We start from the raw sequence: 14,974 nt of genomic DNA, 5'->3' as shown, positions 1-14,974 counted from the left end.
CTGTGCGTCCGAAAACTGTGATGCTTTCATCGTCTTCCGTTCCTTTCCCAGCCAGGAAAATGCACCGGAAAACTCTAACCAAAAACGGTCCAGTTTGAAGGGTTCAGATCAGGCGCGATTAGGGTTATCGAGTTTGTTGGCTGGACTTGAAAATAGCCACCTTTGGCTGATATCCGCTCAAAGAGCGCCTGCAGCTTCTGGTCTTGGATGCAATCCAAGCTACTTGCAAAATCGGCGATCCAGCGATCCATGACGTAATTCGTCCCCAGTACCGACGTCTCAGCCCAAGGCGCGGATGTTGCTTTGTTTAAAGAAAGCAATCCGTTCCGATGGACCTCATCCATGAAAACGGAGTCGAGCTTGTAAATGGCGACAGCGCATTCAAACCATCTGGTATTGTAATAGACCGTCTCACCAGCGGGGATGCCGTCCGGGATATCACTGCGCAAACGATCAGGTGAATCTACACCACAACCGGCCAAAGCGATTATTAGGAATGCGAATATAGGGCCGCCAGCTTTATTGTTGGATTTCAGGCCTACGCGCTTAGTTGTAAAACTTGCGAGACTTGAAAGTGCCTTGGAGTAATTCATCTTTCTCACTCCGGAACGTAAATACGATCCTTGATGTGCTTGAGGTGTGCGATGATCGTGAAAGTCATGATGACCAGCAGCGACCATGAACTCCATTTGCCGATATGCACGACGGACCAGGCGCCGAGCTGGTCGGGATATTTCCAGATGCCGAAGAAGGTGGAGATATTTTCCGCCAGCCAGACGAAAAACCCGATCAGGATGAAGGCGAGAAGTAGCGGCATCTTTCGATCCCGATCATAGGGGCGGAAGATCACTGTTGCGCGGGAATAGAGCCCGATGGCGCAGGCGGCAATGTACCAGCGGTAATCGCCGATGAAGTGATGGGTGAAGAAGTTGGCGTAAATGGCGATGCCGATAAGGGTCGCCATCCAGTAGGTGGGATAGTGGCGAATGCGCACATCCAGCAATCGCCACGCCTGAATGATGTAGCTGCCGACGGCCGCATACATGAAACCGGAAAAGAGCGGCACGCCGAGGACTTTGCTATAGGCGAAATCCGGATAGGACCATGACTGGATGGCGCTCGATGTCTTGAACACTTCCAATGCAAAGCCGACGATATGAAACAGCATGATGGCCTTGGCCTCGTCAAGCGTTTCGAGCCTGCTCCAGATCATGAAGAACTGAATGGCGAGCGCAATGATCAGCAGCACGTCGTAACGGGGAATGCCGAGCACTCCACCATGCGGCACCACGAAGATGGAGACGAAGAACAAGCCCGCAAACATGCAGGCGCGGGCTTCCTTGATGCCGAAATAAAGAAACTCGACGATAAAACGCCTGATGCCCTTGAGTTCGCCCCAGGGATAGGTATCGCAGAGCAGATTGTCCAAGACGGAGAGGCGGCTTGCGGCCGGGCTTGTTGCTGTGCTCATTTCCGTCCCCGATCTCACTTCGTCACCTTTCATACGAAAACCCGAAGGAAGCCGTATGGGCCTGCCGCGCGTATCCCCATCTTATTTCGCCCGCATCCGGCTTCTGGCGGCGGCGATGGCGGTGATCGTCTGCGGCCTTTGCCTGCGGAGCTTCGGTTACGACGTGGGATTGCCGTTCGTGGCGGTAAAATATGGCGGATCCGTGCTCTGGGGAGCGATGATCTATCTGCTGCTGGCAACCTTCTTTCCATCGCGCTGGCACGGCTATGAGGTTCACATCGCCATTCTTGCCGTCGTTCTCGTGGAACTCATCCGGCTTGTTCATTTTCCGGCACTGGATGCGTTTCGCGCAACGACGGCCGGCGCTTTGCTGCTCGGCCGTGTTTTTTCGCTATGGAATATAGTCTGTTATGTCGCGGGGATTGGGGCTGCCGCCATTATGGCCGGACGGGTCTCGCGCGTTTGGCTCTCTTCATCGACATGATCGATGGCCGTACCAGCCGATACCCCAGCAATACCCCCATCGTGCTGATATAAAACACCGGCTCCAGCGTGATCGACTTTCGCGCGAGCACGAAATGCAGCACGCCGACGATGAGCACGAGATAGACGAGTTTATGCAGCGTGTTCCAGCGGCTGCCGAGTTTGCGGATCGACCAGCGGTTGGAGGTGAGCGCCAGCGGTATGAGCATGAGAAGGCCGGCCATGCCGAGCATGATATAGGGGCGCTTCAGAATATCGCCGGCGATGGAACCGAGGATCAGGCCGCGGTCCAGCAGCAGATAGACGGTGAAATGCGCCAGCACGTAATAAAAGGCGATCAGCCCCAGCGCGCGGCGATAGGCGATGAGGTTGATGTTGAAGAGATCGCGTAGCGGCGTCACCAGAAGGCCGAGGCACAGGAAGCGCAGCGCCCAGATGCCGAGCAGGTGCTCGAAATCCTTGACCGGATTGAAGCCGAGGCCGCCGGTTGCGGCGAGATAGAAATACCAGACACCCGGACAGAGGCCGATGACATAAAGCGACCAGATGGCCGCCGGCTGGTAACGCTTCGGCAGCGAGGGAAGAGGCAGGGCGACGGCCATGGTCAATAATTCGCTTTCAGGTCCATACCGGCATAGAGGCTTGCCACCTCGTCATAACCGTTGAACATCAGGGTAGGGCGGTTCTCAGTGCCAAAGAAACCGCCTTCGCCGATGCGCTGTTCCGTCGCCTGGCTCCAGCGGGGATGATCCACATTCGGGTTGACGTTGGAATAGAAGCCATATTCGCGGGCGTTGGAGTTTTTCCACGTCGTTTCTGGCTGTTTTTCGACCAGCGAAATGCGGACGATGGATTTGATGCCCTTGAAACCGTATTTCCATGGCACGACGAGACGGATCGGCGCACCGTTCTGGTTCGGCAGCGTTTCTCCATAAAGGCCGACGGCGAGAATGGTGAGCGGATGGCGCGCTTCATCGAGGCGAAGCCCCTCGACATAGGGCCATGAGAGAGGCTGGAACAGACCGCTTTGACCCGGCATTTCGTCCGGCCGCACCACGGTTTCGAAAGCGACATATTTCGCGCTGCCAAGCGGCTCCACCTTGTCGAGAAGGGTGGCGAGGGGGAAGCCGATCCACGGAATGACCATCGACCAGCCCTCGACACAGCGCATGCGGTAAGTGCGCTCTTCGAGGGGATATTTCATCAGCTCTTCGATGCCGAATTCCTGCGGTTTGGAGACGAGGCCATCCACCTTCACCGTCCAGGGGGAAGGCTTGAACTTGCCGGAATTTTCCTTCGGGTCGGATTTTCCGACACCGAATTCGTAGAAATTATTATAGCTGGTGACAGCATCGAGCGGGGTGAGTTTCTCATCCAGCTTGTAGGCGCCGGGTTTTGCGGAAAGCGGCGCGGCAACAGCCTCGCGCCCGGCCAGCCCGATTGCCGCCAGCCCCGCCGCCGTGCCGAGGAAGCCACGTCTGGACAGGTAGATATTCTTCGGCGTGATTTCATTTGCCGAGATGAGGGGCGGACGATAGGCGGGCATTGGAACCTCCACAAAAGCCGGGTACATCGGCGATAAATCGATTATGATAGCCAATACGGCCGCTGCACAGATATGTTTCAGTGCTCTACGGAAAAACAACGGTGGGGCGGCGGAAATCGCGCATTTGTGATGAAGGCGCGGCCGGATAACAAGATGAAGAGGAAGCGTACCGTACCGAACCGTACTGTTTTGCCCCAAGGTGACAGTGACAGGGCTTGCGGTTTGCGCTAGAAAAACCGCAAAATAGGGCAGGAGCTGTTTTACCGCGTTTGCGGAAATGCGCTCTTCGCCAGAGATCGAGGAAAACACCATGCCAGCCTATCGCTCCAGAACGACAACCCACGGCCGCAACATGGCGGGCGCGCGCGGCCTTTGGCGCGCCACCGGCATGAAGGACAGCGATTTCGGCAAGCCGATCATCGCGGTGGTCAATTCCTTCACGCAGTTCGTGCCGGGCCATGTGCATCTGAAGGATCTCGGCCAGCTCGTTGCCCGCGAAATCGAGGCGGCCGGCGGTGTCGCCAAGGAATTCAACACGATTGCGGTCGATGACGGTATCGCCATGGGCCATGACGGCATGCTCTATTCGCTGCCGTCGCGCGAGATCATCGCGGATTCGGTGGAATATATGGTCAATGCCCATTGCGCCGATGCGATGGTGTGCATTTCCAACTGCGACAAGATCACCCCCGGCATGCTGAATGCGGCGATGCGCCTCAACATCCCCGCCGTCTTCGTTTCCGGCGGTCCGATGGAGGCTGGCAAAGTCGTCCTGCATGGCAAGACGGTAGCGCTCGATCTGGTCGACGCCATGGTTGCAGCTGCAGACGACAAGATTTCCGACGAGGATGTGAAGGTTATCGAACGTTCGGCCTGCCCGACCTGCGGTTCCTGTTCCGGCATGTTCACGGCCAATTCCATGAACTGTCTGACCGAGGCGCTGGGTCTGTCGCTGCCCGGCAACGGTTCGACGCTTGCCACCCATTCCGACCGCAAGCGGCTGTTCGTCGAGGCCGGCCACCTGATCGTTGATCTGGCACGCCGTTATTATGAGCAGGAGGACGAAACCGTCCTGCCGCGCACCATCGCCAACAAGGCGGCGTTTGAAAACGCCATGTCGCTGGATATCGCCATGGGCGGTTCCACCAACACGGTGCTGCATATTCTGGCGGCGGCGCATGAGGGCGGGGTCGATTTCGGCATGGAAGACATCGACCGTCTTTCCCGCAAGGTTCCCTGCCTTTCCAAGGTCGCGCCCGCCAAGCAGGACGTGCACATGGAAGACGTTCACCGCGCCGGCGGCATCATGCGCATTCTCGGCGAGCTGGAACGCGGTGGGCTCATCAATCGCGATACCTATACCGTTCATGAGGCGACGCTGGGCGACGCCATCGACCGCTGGGACATCACCCGTACCAACAGCGAGACGGTGCGCCAGTTCTTCAAGGCCGCCCCCGGAGGCGTGCCGACGCAGGTGGCCTTCAGCCAATCCTCACGCTGGGACGATCTGGATACGGACGGCGAAAACGGCGTCATCCGCTCGGTCGAGAAGCCTTTCTCCAAGGATGGCGGTCTGGCCGTGCTTTATGGCAACATCGCGCTCGACGGCTGCATCGTAAAGACGGCGGGCGTCGATGAATCCATCCTGAAATTCACCGGCCCGGCAGTGGTTTACGAAAGTCAGGATGCGGCGGTGAAGGGCATTCTCGGCAACGAGGTCAAGGCGGGCGACGTCGTCGTCATCCGTTACGAGGGGCCGAAGGGCGGGCCGGGCATGCAGGAAATGCTCTATCCGACCAGCTACCTGAAATCCAAGGGCCTCGGCAAAGCCTGCGCGCTGATCACCGACGGCCGTTTCTCCGGCGGTACTTCGGGCCTCTCCATCGGTCACGCCTCGCCGGAAGCGGCGCAGGGCGGCGCCATCGGTCTCGTGCGTCAGGGCGATCTCATCGAGATCGACATTCCGAACCGTACGATCAACCTGAAGGTCACCGATGCGGAGCTGGCGTCGCGCCGTGCCCAGCAGGAAGAACTGGGCTGGAAGCCGGAAGCGCCACGCAAGCGCAATGTCACCACGGCGCTGAAGGCCTATGCAGCCTTTGCCTCGAGCGCTGACAAGGGCGCGGTGCGCATTTTGCCGGAGTAATTTCCGGATTTCCGGGATGATAAAGCCGCCGTTGATAAACGGCGGCTTTTTTTGTGCCGTTTATTCTTTATCGAGCCGATAAGGGCGAAGCGGCACGATTTTTCCCCTTTGCCTGCAAAAGGCATTTGCCCGGCCGGTCGCAACAAAGTCCAGCTTGTCCATCAGACGGTGCGACGCCCTGTTGTCGAACAGCGGATTGGCATGCAGGGTTCTGATACCCATATGCTGAAAGGCATAATCGATGACGAGGCGTCCGGCTTCTTCTCCATAGCCCTTTCCCCAGACACGGCGATCAAGCCAAAGGCCGAATTCGCCCGAAAGGCCGATGAGACCGACCAGCCTGCCATCATCCACAGCCCATACCGGTAGCCGACGCTCAGCAATGCGCCTGATGAGGCGCCGTGCATCATCGGTTTCGAAAGGGTAGGCCGTGCGCAGCAGATTGCGCAAAATGAGCGGATCGTTCGTCAGTCGGGCGAGTGGCGAGGCGTCCGTCATTTTAAAAGGCCGCAGGACAAGGGGTGATGATTTCAGTTGCGGCATCGTTTCCCATCTTTTGCATTTGCGGCAGGCAATAGTCCTCAAGATCAGAAACTGATTCAAGCGCTTTGCATCTCGATTCCGGAATGCAGGCCAACGCCCTGTTTTCATACAGATTTCGCGAGATCATCGAATTGGGGGTGTGGAAATCCGGTGCTTGAAATAAGGTCACATTGGAGTGATTGGCGATGTTTCCTCTTTTCATCTCCGTATGGCTTCCTAGCTCAGTGACATGAAAAGAAGAACCGCACTTGCCCTTATCGCTTCCCTGCCTTTCGCCTCGTTTGCCCGCGCGCAAAGCACCGGCAATGGCATCCGTTTCGATCCGTTGCTGCGGCAGGCGAATGCGCTTTCCAGCCTCAAGGCGGTCATCGTCAGCATCGATGGCGAGGAGGTCGCGAGCCGCGCTTATCACGGCGCGGGTTTGAACGGCTCCACCAATATCAAGTCGGCCTCGAAATCGATCATCTCGGCGCTGGTGGGCATGGCGATCGATCGAAAGATTCTCGAAGGAGCCGACCAGCCGATCGCGACTGTTCTGCGCGGCGATTTTCCGCAAAATCCCGATCCCCGGCTGGAACGGATCACCGTCGGCAACCTGCTGTCGATGCAATCCGGTCTGGAGCGCATGTCCGGCCCCAATTACGGCCGCTGGGTCGCCAGCCGCAACTGGGTGCGGATGGCGCTGGGTTCCGGTTTTGCCGGGGAACCGGGCGGCGGCATGCTTTATTCCACCGGCTCCACCCATCTGCTCTCGGCGATCCTGACAAAAGCGTCCGGCCGTTCGACGCTGTCGCTTGCGCGCGACTGGTTCCGACCGCTTGAAGGATTTTCCATCGGCGGCTGGGAGCGCGATCCGCAGGGCATCTATCTCGGCGGCAACCAGATGGCGATGACCGCGCGGTCTTTGCTGGCCTTCGGTGAGCTTTACCGCCTGGGTGGTGTGACACCCGGCGGCGAGCGGTTGATTTCTCAGGGCTGGATCGAGCAATCGTGGCGGCAGCGCACCAATTCCGTCTTCAACGGCGACGGCTATGGCTATTGCTGGTTTATCAAGGAGATGGCAGGCGAGACGGTCTATTACGCCTGGGGTTATGGTGGGCAGATGCTCTATATCGTACCCGCCAGACGGCTATCGGTCGTGATGACCTCTCGCGAGGACGCGCCTTCCGCCCGAACCGGTTATCGGGACCAGTTGCATGGCCTTATGGAGACCATTATCCGGGCGGTGTGAGGAGGTCAGAGCGGCCGGTTGATGCTCTGGAACGCCTCTCCGAGACGTTTCATGCGTTCCTCGTAAGCGCCGGTAAGGCAGGCAACGTCTGCTGCGCATTCCTGGCGTTTCTTCAGCCACTGGCTCTGCTCGTCGCGCAGCGTGTCGCGGGCGCCCATCGCCATCAGCTGGGTGAGGATGTCGAAGGTGGTGGCCATCTTCACATCCTGATCGTTCAGCATGCGGTTGTCGCAGATCGCCTTCTCGTCCGCGGCCAGATCGGTCTTTTCGCAATCGAAGCTCGCCGCGCTGGCCAGCGAAATGAAGGAGGGGGCAAGCAGGATGCCGCTGGCAAGGAGGATCGGTTTCAGATGCATGGGTCGTCTCTTTTTAAGGACAGTCAGGTGCCGGTGAAACCGAAAAGGGGCGCTGTTGGTTCCAATGTCGCCCACCGATCCATGCCTGGAAAAGGACGGCCATCATCTTGCCGCTCTTTGCTTTACAGGCTTTAGCGTTATAACTCCATCATACTGATGACGATGAGGAATCACATGCGAAGCGTGTTGAAGTATCTGCCCACCGGCTTTCTCGCCGCACTCATTCTCCTGCCCTTGGGTGCTGCGGCGCAGGATAACAGGACCGTGCCGTCGAGCCACACGGAAATGCAGCTTTCCTTCGCGCCGCTGGTCAAGCGGACCGCGGGCGCGGTGGTGAATGTCTATGCCGAACGCGTCGTACAGCGGCGTCTGTCGCCCTTTGCCGGTGATCCTTTCTTCGAACAGTTCTTCGGCCAGCAGATGCCGAACCGCACGGAAAAGCAGTCGTCGCTCGGCTCCGGCGTCATCGTGACCGCCGGCGGCCTCGTGGTGACCAACAATCACGTTATCGACGGTGCCGATGACATCAAGGTAGCGCTGGCGGATGGGCGTGAGTTCTCCTCCAAGGTGCTGCTTAAGGATGATCGCGTCGACCTCGCCATTCTGCAGATCGATGCGAAGGAGCAATTCCCGGTGCTGTCGCTCGGCAATTCCGATGCGATTGAAGTGGGTGATCTGGTGCTGGCCATCGGCAACCCCTTCGGTGTCGGCCAGACGGTGACGAGCGGCATCGTCTCGGGTCTGGCACGCAACCAGGTGACGCAGGGCGATTTCGGCTTCTTCATCCAGACCGACGCTTCCATCAACCCCGGCAATTCCGGCGGCGCATTGATGAACATGGCGGGTGAGCTGATCGGCATCAATACGGCCATCTTTTCCAAGGGCGGCGGCTCGAACGGTATCGGTTTCGCCATTCCCGCCAATCTGGTCCGGGTTTTCGTGGCTGCCGCCGAGCGTGGCGATGCAAGCTTCGAGCGGCCCTATATCGGCGCGACCTTCGATCCGGTGACATCCGATGTTGCCGAGGCGCTTGGCCTGCATCGCGCCCGCGGCGCGCTGGTCGTCAGCGTCGTCAAGGGTGGGCCGGCCGAAAAGGCGGGCATCGAACCCGGACAGGTGGTTACCGCCGTCAATGGCTTCGAGGTGGAACATCCGGATGCGCTGGGTTATCGCCTGACGACTGCCGGCATCGGCAAATCCGCCGAACTCACTGTCATGGACAAGGGAAAAGAGAAAAAGGTGACCATCGCGCTCGATACCGCGCCGGAAACCGCACCGCGCGATGAACGGCTGATCGAGGGTCGCAATCCCTTCGCCGGCGCGACTGTCGCCAATCTTTCGCCGAAGCTTGCCGATGAATTGCGCATGCCGTCGCAGGTGACCGGCGTTGTCATTACCGATGTGAAGCGCGGTTCCCCGGCCTATCGTGTCGGTTTCCAGCCGAAGGACGTGATCCTGTCGCTGAACGGCGCGGATATCGGCACCACCGCCGCTGTCGAGAAGGCGCTGGACGACAATCCCGGTTTCTGGCGGGTGGAAATCCTGCGCGACGGGCAACGCATCCGGCAGTTCCTGCGATGAGCGACGATCTCTTCGCTCCGCAAGTGCCCGTGGAGGTCGCCAACCGGCGGCCTCTTGCCGATCGCCTGCGTCCAAAGACGCTGGCGGAGGTGAGCGGGCAGCCGCATCTGACGGGCGAGGAGGGCGTGCTGCGCCGTATGATCGACAGCGGTTCACTGGGATCGATGATCTTCTGGGGGCCGCCCGGCACCGGCAAGACCACGGTTGCCCGTCTGCTTTCCGGCGAAGCGGGGCTTGCCTTCGAGCAGATCTCGGCGATCTTTTCCGGTGTCGCCGATCTCAAGAAGGTTTTCGAAGCGGCGCGCACACGGCGGATGAATGGCCGGCAGACGCTGCTTTTCGTAGACGAGATTCATCGCTTCAACCGCGCCCAGCAGGACAGCTTCCTGCCGGTGATGGAAGACGGCACCATTATTCTGGTAGGCGCCACCACCGAAAACCCGTCTTTCGAACTCAATGCCGCTCTGTTGTCGCGGGCGCGTGTGTTGACATTCCGCTCGCATGACGAGGACAGTCTGAGCGAGCTTCTGAAGCGCGCCGAGGAGGCGGAGGGCAAGCCCCTGCCGCTTACCGAGGATGCGCGGGCGAGTCTGATCCGCATGGCCGATGGCGATGGCCGCGCCGTGCTGACGCTTGCCGAGGAAGTCTGGCGGGCGGCGCGCAAGGACGAGATATTCGATACCGAAGGGCTGACGCGCATCGTGCAGCGCCGTGCGCCGGTTTACGACAAGAGCCAGGACGGCCATTACAATCTCATTTCCGCGTTGCATAAGTCGGTGCGCGGCTCGGACCCGGATGCCGCGCTTTATTATCTTGCCCGCATGTTCGATGCCGGTGAAGACCCGCTCTATATCGGCCGGCGGCTGGTGCGCATGGCGGTGGAGGATATCGGCCTTGCAGATCCGCAGGCGCTCGCCGTCTGCAATGCCGCCAAGGATGCCTATGATTATCTCGGCTCACCCGAGGGTGAGCTGGCGCTGGCGCAGGCCTGCGTCTATCTCGCGACCGCGCCGAAATCGAACGCCGTCTATACCGCCTTCAAGTCGGCGATGCGGGCGGCCAAGGAAAACGGCTCGCTGGTGCCGCCGAAACATATTCTGAACGCGCCGACCAAGCTCATGAAGGGTGAGGGTTATGGCGACGGTTACCGTTACGACCATGACGAGCCGGATGCCTTTTCCGGACAGGATTATTTCCCGGAGAAAATGGGGCGCACGACCTTTTACGATCCGCCTGATCGGGGGTTCGAAAGGGAAATCCGCAAGCGTCTGGACTGGTGGTCGAAGCTGCGTCGCGAGCGTGGATCGCGCTAGGATTTTACGCGATTGCGCCGAAAGCCATATCGCGGCCGATCTTAAGAAAAAGATTCAGGCCGCTGGCAAAAAGAGTCGCGAAACCGCGACAACTCTCTGTTTTTTAAGGAAGATCAGGATGCCTTGCGATGCGGTGCCGCCTGCGGCTGCGCGGGCAGCATCTTGACCGAGGATTCCGCCAGGCCGCTATGGCCTTCGGCATCGATCACCAGATGCCAGTGCAATGTCTCGGGAATGGCAATGCGGATCGGCGATTTTTTCGCAACGCCGCCGAGATATTTGAAATCGAGCAGCTCGGTGAAGCGCTGGAAATTCGCGCCCGTCATCAGCCGGACATTGTTGACGGCCGACAGGGATATTTCAAGGGTAGTTCCTGCCCGCAATTCCTTCAGGTCATAATGCGTATAGCGAAAATTCGGCCGGGCCATCGCGCCCTCCCTGTAAAGTAATTTCGGTCAAAGAGGATAGGGGCCGCACGGTTAACGGTGTCTTTAAATGCCGCCGACCGGTTTGAAAATTCACGCTTGCTGTGCCTGTCTGGCATGGTGGCGCCAAGGAGTATGAGCATATAAGAATAATACCAACGTATAATATGTGTATTTAATAATAATAAATTTTTTGCCTTTAACATCGGCTGGTCGAAGTGCATCAGCGACGTTGAGGGGGAACATGAAAAACGTAACAATATCTACGCGCCTTTATGCGCTCGTCGCATTGTTTCTGGCAATACTGGCCGCGGCCCTGACATTCAGCCTGTTTGAAAGCTACCACGAAATGGAGCGCGAACGGAAAGCCGGGCTTGCGGCAATGAACGAAACCGCTGTTGCCATTCTCGATCAATATTACCGGCTGGAGCAGGGCGGAAGCCTGACGCGGGAGGCGGCGCAACAGCAGGCCAAGACGACCATCGCAGCAATGCGCTATGGCAATGGCAGCGGCTATTTCTGGATCAACGACATGCATCCCAAAATGGTGATGCATCCGATCAAACCCGAAATGAACGGCACGGACCTTACCGCCAACAAGGACCCGAACGGCAAGGCGCTGTTCGTCGAGTTCGTGAATACGGTCAAGGCAGGCGGCAAGGGCTTTGTCGATTATTACTGGCCGAAGCCCGGTGCGCCGGAGCCGGTCGAGAAATTTTCCCATGTCGCCGGTTTCGCTCCCTGGGGCTGGATTGTCGGCACTGGTGTTTATGTTGACGATCTTGAAGCGGTGTTCTGGCGCGACGTCAATTTTAATGGCGGTCTTTGCATCGCCGCCGGTCTTGTTGTTGTCGGCGTTGCCGCAGCCGTCGTGCGCGGCGTGACGCGGCCGATCGATCTCATCCGCCAGAGCATGCGGCGGATTGCCGATGGTGACGGCGCGGCGGATATACAGTTCGCCGACCGTCGCAATGAAATCGGCGCGATTGCCAAGACGCTGCTGGTACTGCGCGACAGCGTCAATGAGCGCAGCGCGCTGCAGGCCCGCGAGGCCGACCAGCAGCGGGCACTGGAGCAGGAGCGGCACGGTAACGAGATGGTTCTGCGCTCCGCTTCCGAGCGGCAGGCCCATGCCATGGAGCAACTGGGCGATGCGCTCGAGGCGCTTGCCAATGGCGATCTGACCGTTTCGCTTGCGGATATCGGCGCGGATTATGAAAAGCTGCGCATGGACTTCAACCGTGCCGTCGGCGCCTTGCACGGTGCGATCGAGGCGATTGCCAGAACCGGCCATGTGGTCAATGACAGCGCCTCAGACATCAGCGGTGCGACCGGCAATCTTTCCCGCCGAACCGAACAGCAGGCGGCGGCGCTGGAGGAGACGGCGGCTGCTCTGGACGAGATCACCGCCACGGTGCGCACCGCTTCCGAGCGTGCCAACGAGGCACGGCAGATGGTGCAGGACACGAAAACCAGCGCCGGCCGCTCAGGCGAGATCGTGCGCAATGCCGTCGACGCCATGGGCCGTATCGAGGAGTCTTCGAAGCGCATCGGCCAGATCATCTCGGTCATTGACGAAATCGCCTTCCAGACCAATCTTCTGGCGCTGAATGCCGGTGTGGAAGCGGCACGTGCGGGCGAGGCCGGGCGTGGTTTTGCCGTCGTGGCGCAGGAGGTTCGCGAACTGGCGCAACGTTCCGCCAATGCGGCCAAGGAAATCAAGACCCTCATCAACCGTTCGGCCGAAGAAGTCGGCGGCGGCGTCGCACTGGTGCGCTCGACGGGCGATGCGCTGGAGGAGATCGTGGCGCTGGTCAATCGTGTCGATGGCCATGTGAACTCCATCGCCACGGCGGCGCGCGAGCAGGCGACCGGCCTGCAGGAGATCAACACCTCCGTCAACCACATGGACCAGATGACACAGCAGAACGCCGCCATGGTGGAAGAAACGACGGCGGCAAGCCAGACGCTCGCCGAGGAAAGCCGCCAGCTGCGTTCGCTGCTGTCGCGTTTCGAGCTTGGACATGGTGCCGGGCGCGAGGTTTCGCGGGCGGCGTGATTTCAGGTGTTTCAGGAAAGTTAAAGGGCGCGGCTTTGGCCGCGCCCTTTGTTATGGGCAAGACTTTATCCGCCCGCGTCGTCGTTGGACGCAATTGTCACGGTCTTGTGTGGATGGGACTGCGCCAGACACATCATTCGTTATTTCCCGCAACCAATAAGGTTTCGTTTACCTCATTTCTTTAAAATTTATCCTGTATTGCCGCGAATAGCGGCCGCTGAAGGTACAGGTTCTCGTATGGCGTATGTTTCCCTTCCGCGTCGTCTTGTGACGTTGCTGATGATTTCCACGGTCATGGTGTCGTGTTCGGCGGAGGGCCTTGTGCCACCGGCGGAGGTGGACGGTACTACACGCGTCAGCGCCATCCGCTCCTCTCGGCAGCAGGGTTACAGCGCGCCGGCGGGTGCGGTGTATCAGGCCGAGCAGGCCGGGCAGGGCGCCGATTATCCGGCAGCCGTTTCACAGCCGATGCCGGAGCCTTACGCCTCGCAGGATCCCCTGCTGCAATCGTCGCAGGGCGGGCAGGGTTACTCGACACTCGATTCCCAGCATCAGGCGCGCATGGCGGCAAGCGGCCATGGCAATATGCCGGCGCAGACACTGCAGGGCCAGACGATGCAGGGGCAAACCATGCCCGCGCAGCAGATGACCAGCAACCAGATCGCCGAAGGCGAAGGCGGCGTGAACATGGATTCCATGCTGGGTGTGGAGCCGGTTCGCGGACTTGCCGAAGAACAGGATGCGGATATTGCCGAAGGCGCGTCGGCGCAGCCGGTGGTGGATGGTATCGGCACGGACAATCCCGTGGCCGTTCCTCCCGCCCGCCAGCCGCAACGGGCCAGCCAATCGCGGCTCATCCCGCCGCCGCCGCTCGGCTCTTCTTCCCGTCGCCAGCCGGTGGAAGAGGTGGCGATGGTGATGCCGAACGATCCGATGGCGGGTGGCGGGCTGCAAAGCAACCGCTCGATGCCGCCCGGCGTCATGCCATCCTCCGAAGTTGCCTGCCGCTCCGAACTTCGCCGTCTCGGCGTCGCTTTCCGGGATGTTGCGCGCATTGCCGACGGTCCGACCTGCGGTATCGATTACCCAATCGAGCTCAGCGGTCTCGCCAGCGGCGTCGCGGTTCGTCCGGCGGTGAAGCTCAATTGCCAGGTTACGCTTGCCTTTGCGAAATGGGTGAAGTTCGAACTCGTACCGTCCTCGCGTTTCCGCTATCTCTCCGGCGTCGGCCGCATTACGCCGATGGGCGGTTATTCCTGCCGCAAGATGAATTCACGCTCCAGCAATCCGTGGTCCGAACATGCGCGCGGCAACGCCATCGATATCGGCACCATCACGCTGAAAAACGGCAAGGAAATCGACGTTCGCAAGAAGAGCTTCTTCGCCTTCCGCGAAAAAGCGCTGCTGAAGGCGGTGAGGTCCGACAGCTGTAAATATTTCTCCACCGTTCTCGGACCGGGCAGCGATCCCAATCACTGGAACCATTTCCACTTCGACCTGCGTACCCGCAAGTCAGGTTACAGGCATTGCGATTAAGGGATTGGGACAAGAACGGAGTGATTGGGCAGGGCAATAGTCGGGCGGCGTTTTAGACGCTCGCTGTGATGCTTCACGTTTGCAACTTCCGTCATTCCGGCCTTGAGCCGGAATCCAGCCGACGCGCGTCTGCGCGACGGGAAGACTCCTTTCAGCTCAAGGACTTGAGCTGGCTGGATTCCGGCTCAAGCAACCGTGGATGATCAAGCAAATGCTGGATCTGTCCTTGCGATGGCGTTGAGGATAGTGACGAGCTTCCGGATTGTTGCGACGATGGCTAGTTT

The 14,974-nt window shown here is 59.4% G+C and carries 14 protein-coding genes; 7 read left to right on the top strand and 7 right to left on the bottom strand.

Annotated features, from left to right (window positions below; translation table 11 throughout):
- Positions 1-74: 74 nt before the first annotated feature.
- Both PH605_RS24935 and PH605_RS24930 read right to left on the bottom strand, forming a co-directional pair.
- On the bottom strand, positions 75-593 hold the full coding sequence (locus PH605_RS24935) for a hypothetical protein (protein WP_161988028.1): 519 nt from the start codon (positions 591-593) through the stop codon (positions 75-77).
- Positions 594-598: 5 nt separating this feature from the next.
- Positions 599-1,471 carry a DUF817 domain-containing protein gene (locus tag PH605_RS24930; RefSeq protein ID WP_078052743.1) on the bottom strand — a complete coding sequence of 291 codons (873 nt, stop codon included), beginning with the start codon at positions 1,469-1,471 and terminating at the stop codon, positions 599-601.
- A gap of 55 nt (positions 1,472-1,526) precedes the next feature.
- Between PH605_RS24930 and PH605_RS24925 the strand changes: the two genes are divergently transcribed.
- Positions 1,527-1,955 carry a ribosomal maturation YjgA family protein gene (locus tag PH605_RS24925; protein ID WP_142846649.1) on the top strand — a complete coding sequence of 143 codons (429 nt, stop codon included), beginning with the start codon at positions 1,527-1,529 and terminating at the stop codon, positions 1,953-1,955.
- Here PH605_RS24925 and msrQ read toward each other — a convergent pair.
- Entirely contained in the window at positions 1,909-2,556 is a 648-nt protein-coding gene (gene msrQ, locus PH605_RS24920; RefSeq protein WP_142846647.1) for a protein-methionine-sulfoxide reductase heme-binding subunit MsrQ, read from the bottom strand. The two genes, PH605_RS24925 and msrQ, sit on opposite strands and share 47 nt — an antisense overlap.
- Positions 2,557-2,558: 2 nt before the next feature.
- Positions 2,559-3,500: a protein-methionine-sulfoxide reductase catalytic subunit MsrP gene (gene msrP / locus PH605_RS24915; RefSeq protein WP_078052746.1), complete on the bottom strand. Its 942-nt coding sequence runs from the start codon at positions 3,498-3,500 to the stop codon at positions 2,559-2,561.
- A 310-nt stretch (positions 3,501-3,810) separates the two neighbouring features.
- Here msrP and ilvD point away from each other — a divergent pair, with 310 nt between their 5' ends.
- The gene (ilvD, locus tag PH605_RS24910) at positions 3,811-5,646 is read left to right on the top strand and encodes a dihydroxy-acid dehydratase (RefSeq protein ID WP_080857046.1); all 1,836 of its coding nucleotides are present in this window, start codon (positions 3,811-3,813) and stop codon (positions 5,644-5,646) included.
- Positions 5,647-5,706: 60 nt separating this feature from the next.
- Here ilvD and PH605_RS24905 read toward each other — a convergent pair whose 3' ends face one another.
- Positions 5,707-6,297, bottom strand: a complete 591-nt coding sequence (locus PH605_RS24905) for a GNAT family N-acetyltransferase (RefSeq protein ID WP_142846645.1) — start codon at positions 6,295-6,297, stop codon at positions 5,707-5,709.
- Between the two features lie 121 nt (positions 6,298-6,418).
- On the opposite strand from PH605_RS24905, the gene PH605_RS24900 reads away from it, so the two are divergent.
- Complete coding sequence (locus tag PH605_RS24900) at positions 6,419-7,420, top strand: serine hydrolase domain-containing protein (protein WP_078052747.1); 1,002 nt, start codon at positions 6,419-6,421, stop codon at positions 7,418-7,420.
- 5 nt (positions 7,421-7,425) lie between these two features.
- Here the strand turns inward: PH605_RS24900 and PH605_RS24895 are convergent, their stop codons facing one another.
- Positions 7,426-7,776 carry a lysozyme inhibitor LprI family protein gene (locus tag PH605_RS24895; RefSeq protein ID WP_080856520.1) on the bottom strand — a complete coding sequence of 117 codons (351 nt, stop codon included), beginning with the start codon at positions 7,774-7,776 and terminating at the stop codon, positions 7,426-7,428.
- Positions 7,777-7,950: 174 nt separating this feature from the next.
- Between PH605_RS24895 and PH605_RS24890 the strand changes: the two genes are divergently transcribed.
- Together PH605_RS24890 and PH605_RS24885 are read left to right on the top strand one after the other, a co-directional pair.
- Positions 7,951-9,357, top strand: a complete 1,407-nt coding sequence (locus PH605_RS24890; RefSeq protein ID WP_080856519.1) for a DegQ family serine endoprotease — start codon at positions 7,951-7,953, stop codon at positions 9,355-9,357.
- Positions 9,354-10,670, top strand: a complete 1,317-nt coding sequence (locus tag PH605_RS24885; RefSeq protein WP_080856518.1) for a replication-associated recombination protein A — start codon at positions 9,354-9,356, stop codon at positions 10,668-10,670. Before PH605_RS24890 ends, PH605_RS24885 begins: the two co-directional genes overlap by 4 nt.
- Before the next feature lie 113 nt (positions 10,671-10,783).
- Here PH605_RS24885 and PH605_RS24880 read toward each other — a convergent pair whose 3' ends face one another.
- A complete protein-coding gene (locus tag PH605_RS24880) occupies positions 10,784-11,098 on the bottom strand; it encodes a DUF1883 domain-containing protein (protein ID WP_003520391.1) in 315 nt (104 codons plus the stop codon).
- A 241-nt stretch (positions 11,099-11,339) separates the two neighbouring features.
- On the opposite strand from PH605_RS24880, the gene PH605_RS24875 reads away from it, so the two are divergent.
- Entirely contained in the window at positions 11,340-13,154 is a 1,815-nt protein-coding gene (locus PH605_RS24875; RefSeq protein ID WP_142846643.1) for a methyl-accepting chemotaxis protein, read from the top strand.
- A 237-nt stretch (positions 13,155-13,391) separates the two neighbouring features.
- The gene (locus PH605_RS24870; protein ID WP_142846641.1) at positions 13,392-14,690 is read left to right on the top strand and encodes an extensin-like domain-containing protein; all 1,299 of its coding nucleotides are present in this window, start codon (positions 13,392-13,394) and stop codon (positions 14,688-14,690) included.
- Positions 14,691-14,974: the final 284 nt, after the last annotated feature.

Origin of the sequence: Agrobacterium sp. CFBP 3001 (genome assembly GCF_027871605.1) — a bacterium.
GTDB lineage: Bacteria > Pseudomonadota > Alphaproteobacteria > Rhizobiales > Rhizobiaceae > Agrobacterium > Agrobacterium leguminum.
The sequence above is the reverse complement of the archived record's forward strand: the minus strand, read 5'-3'. Positions and strand labels throughout refer to the sequence as shown.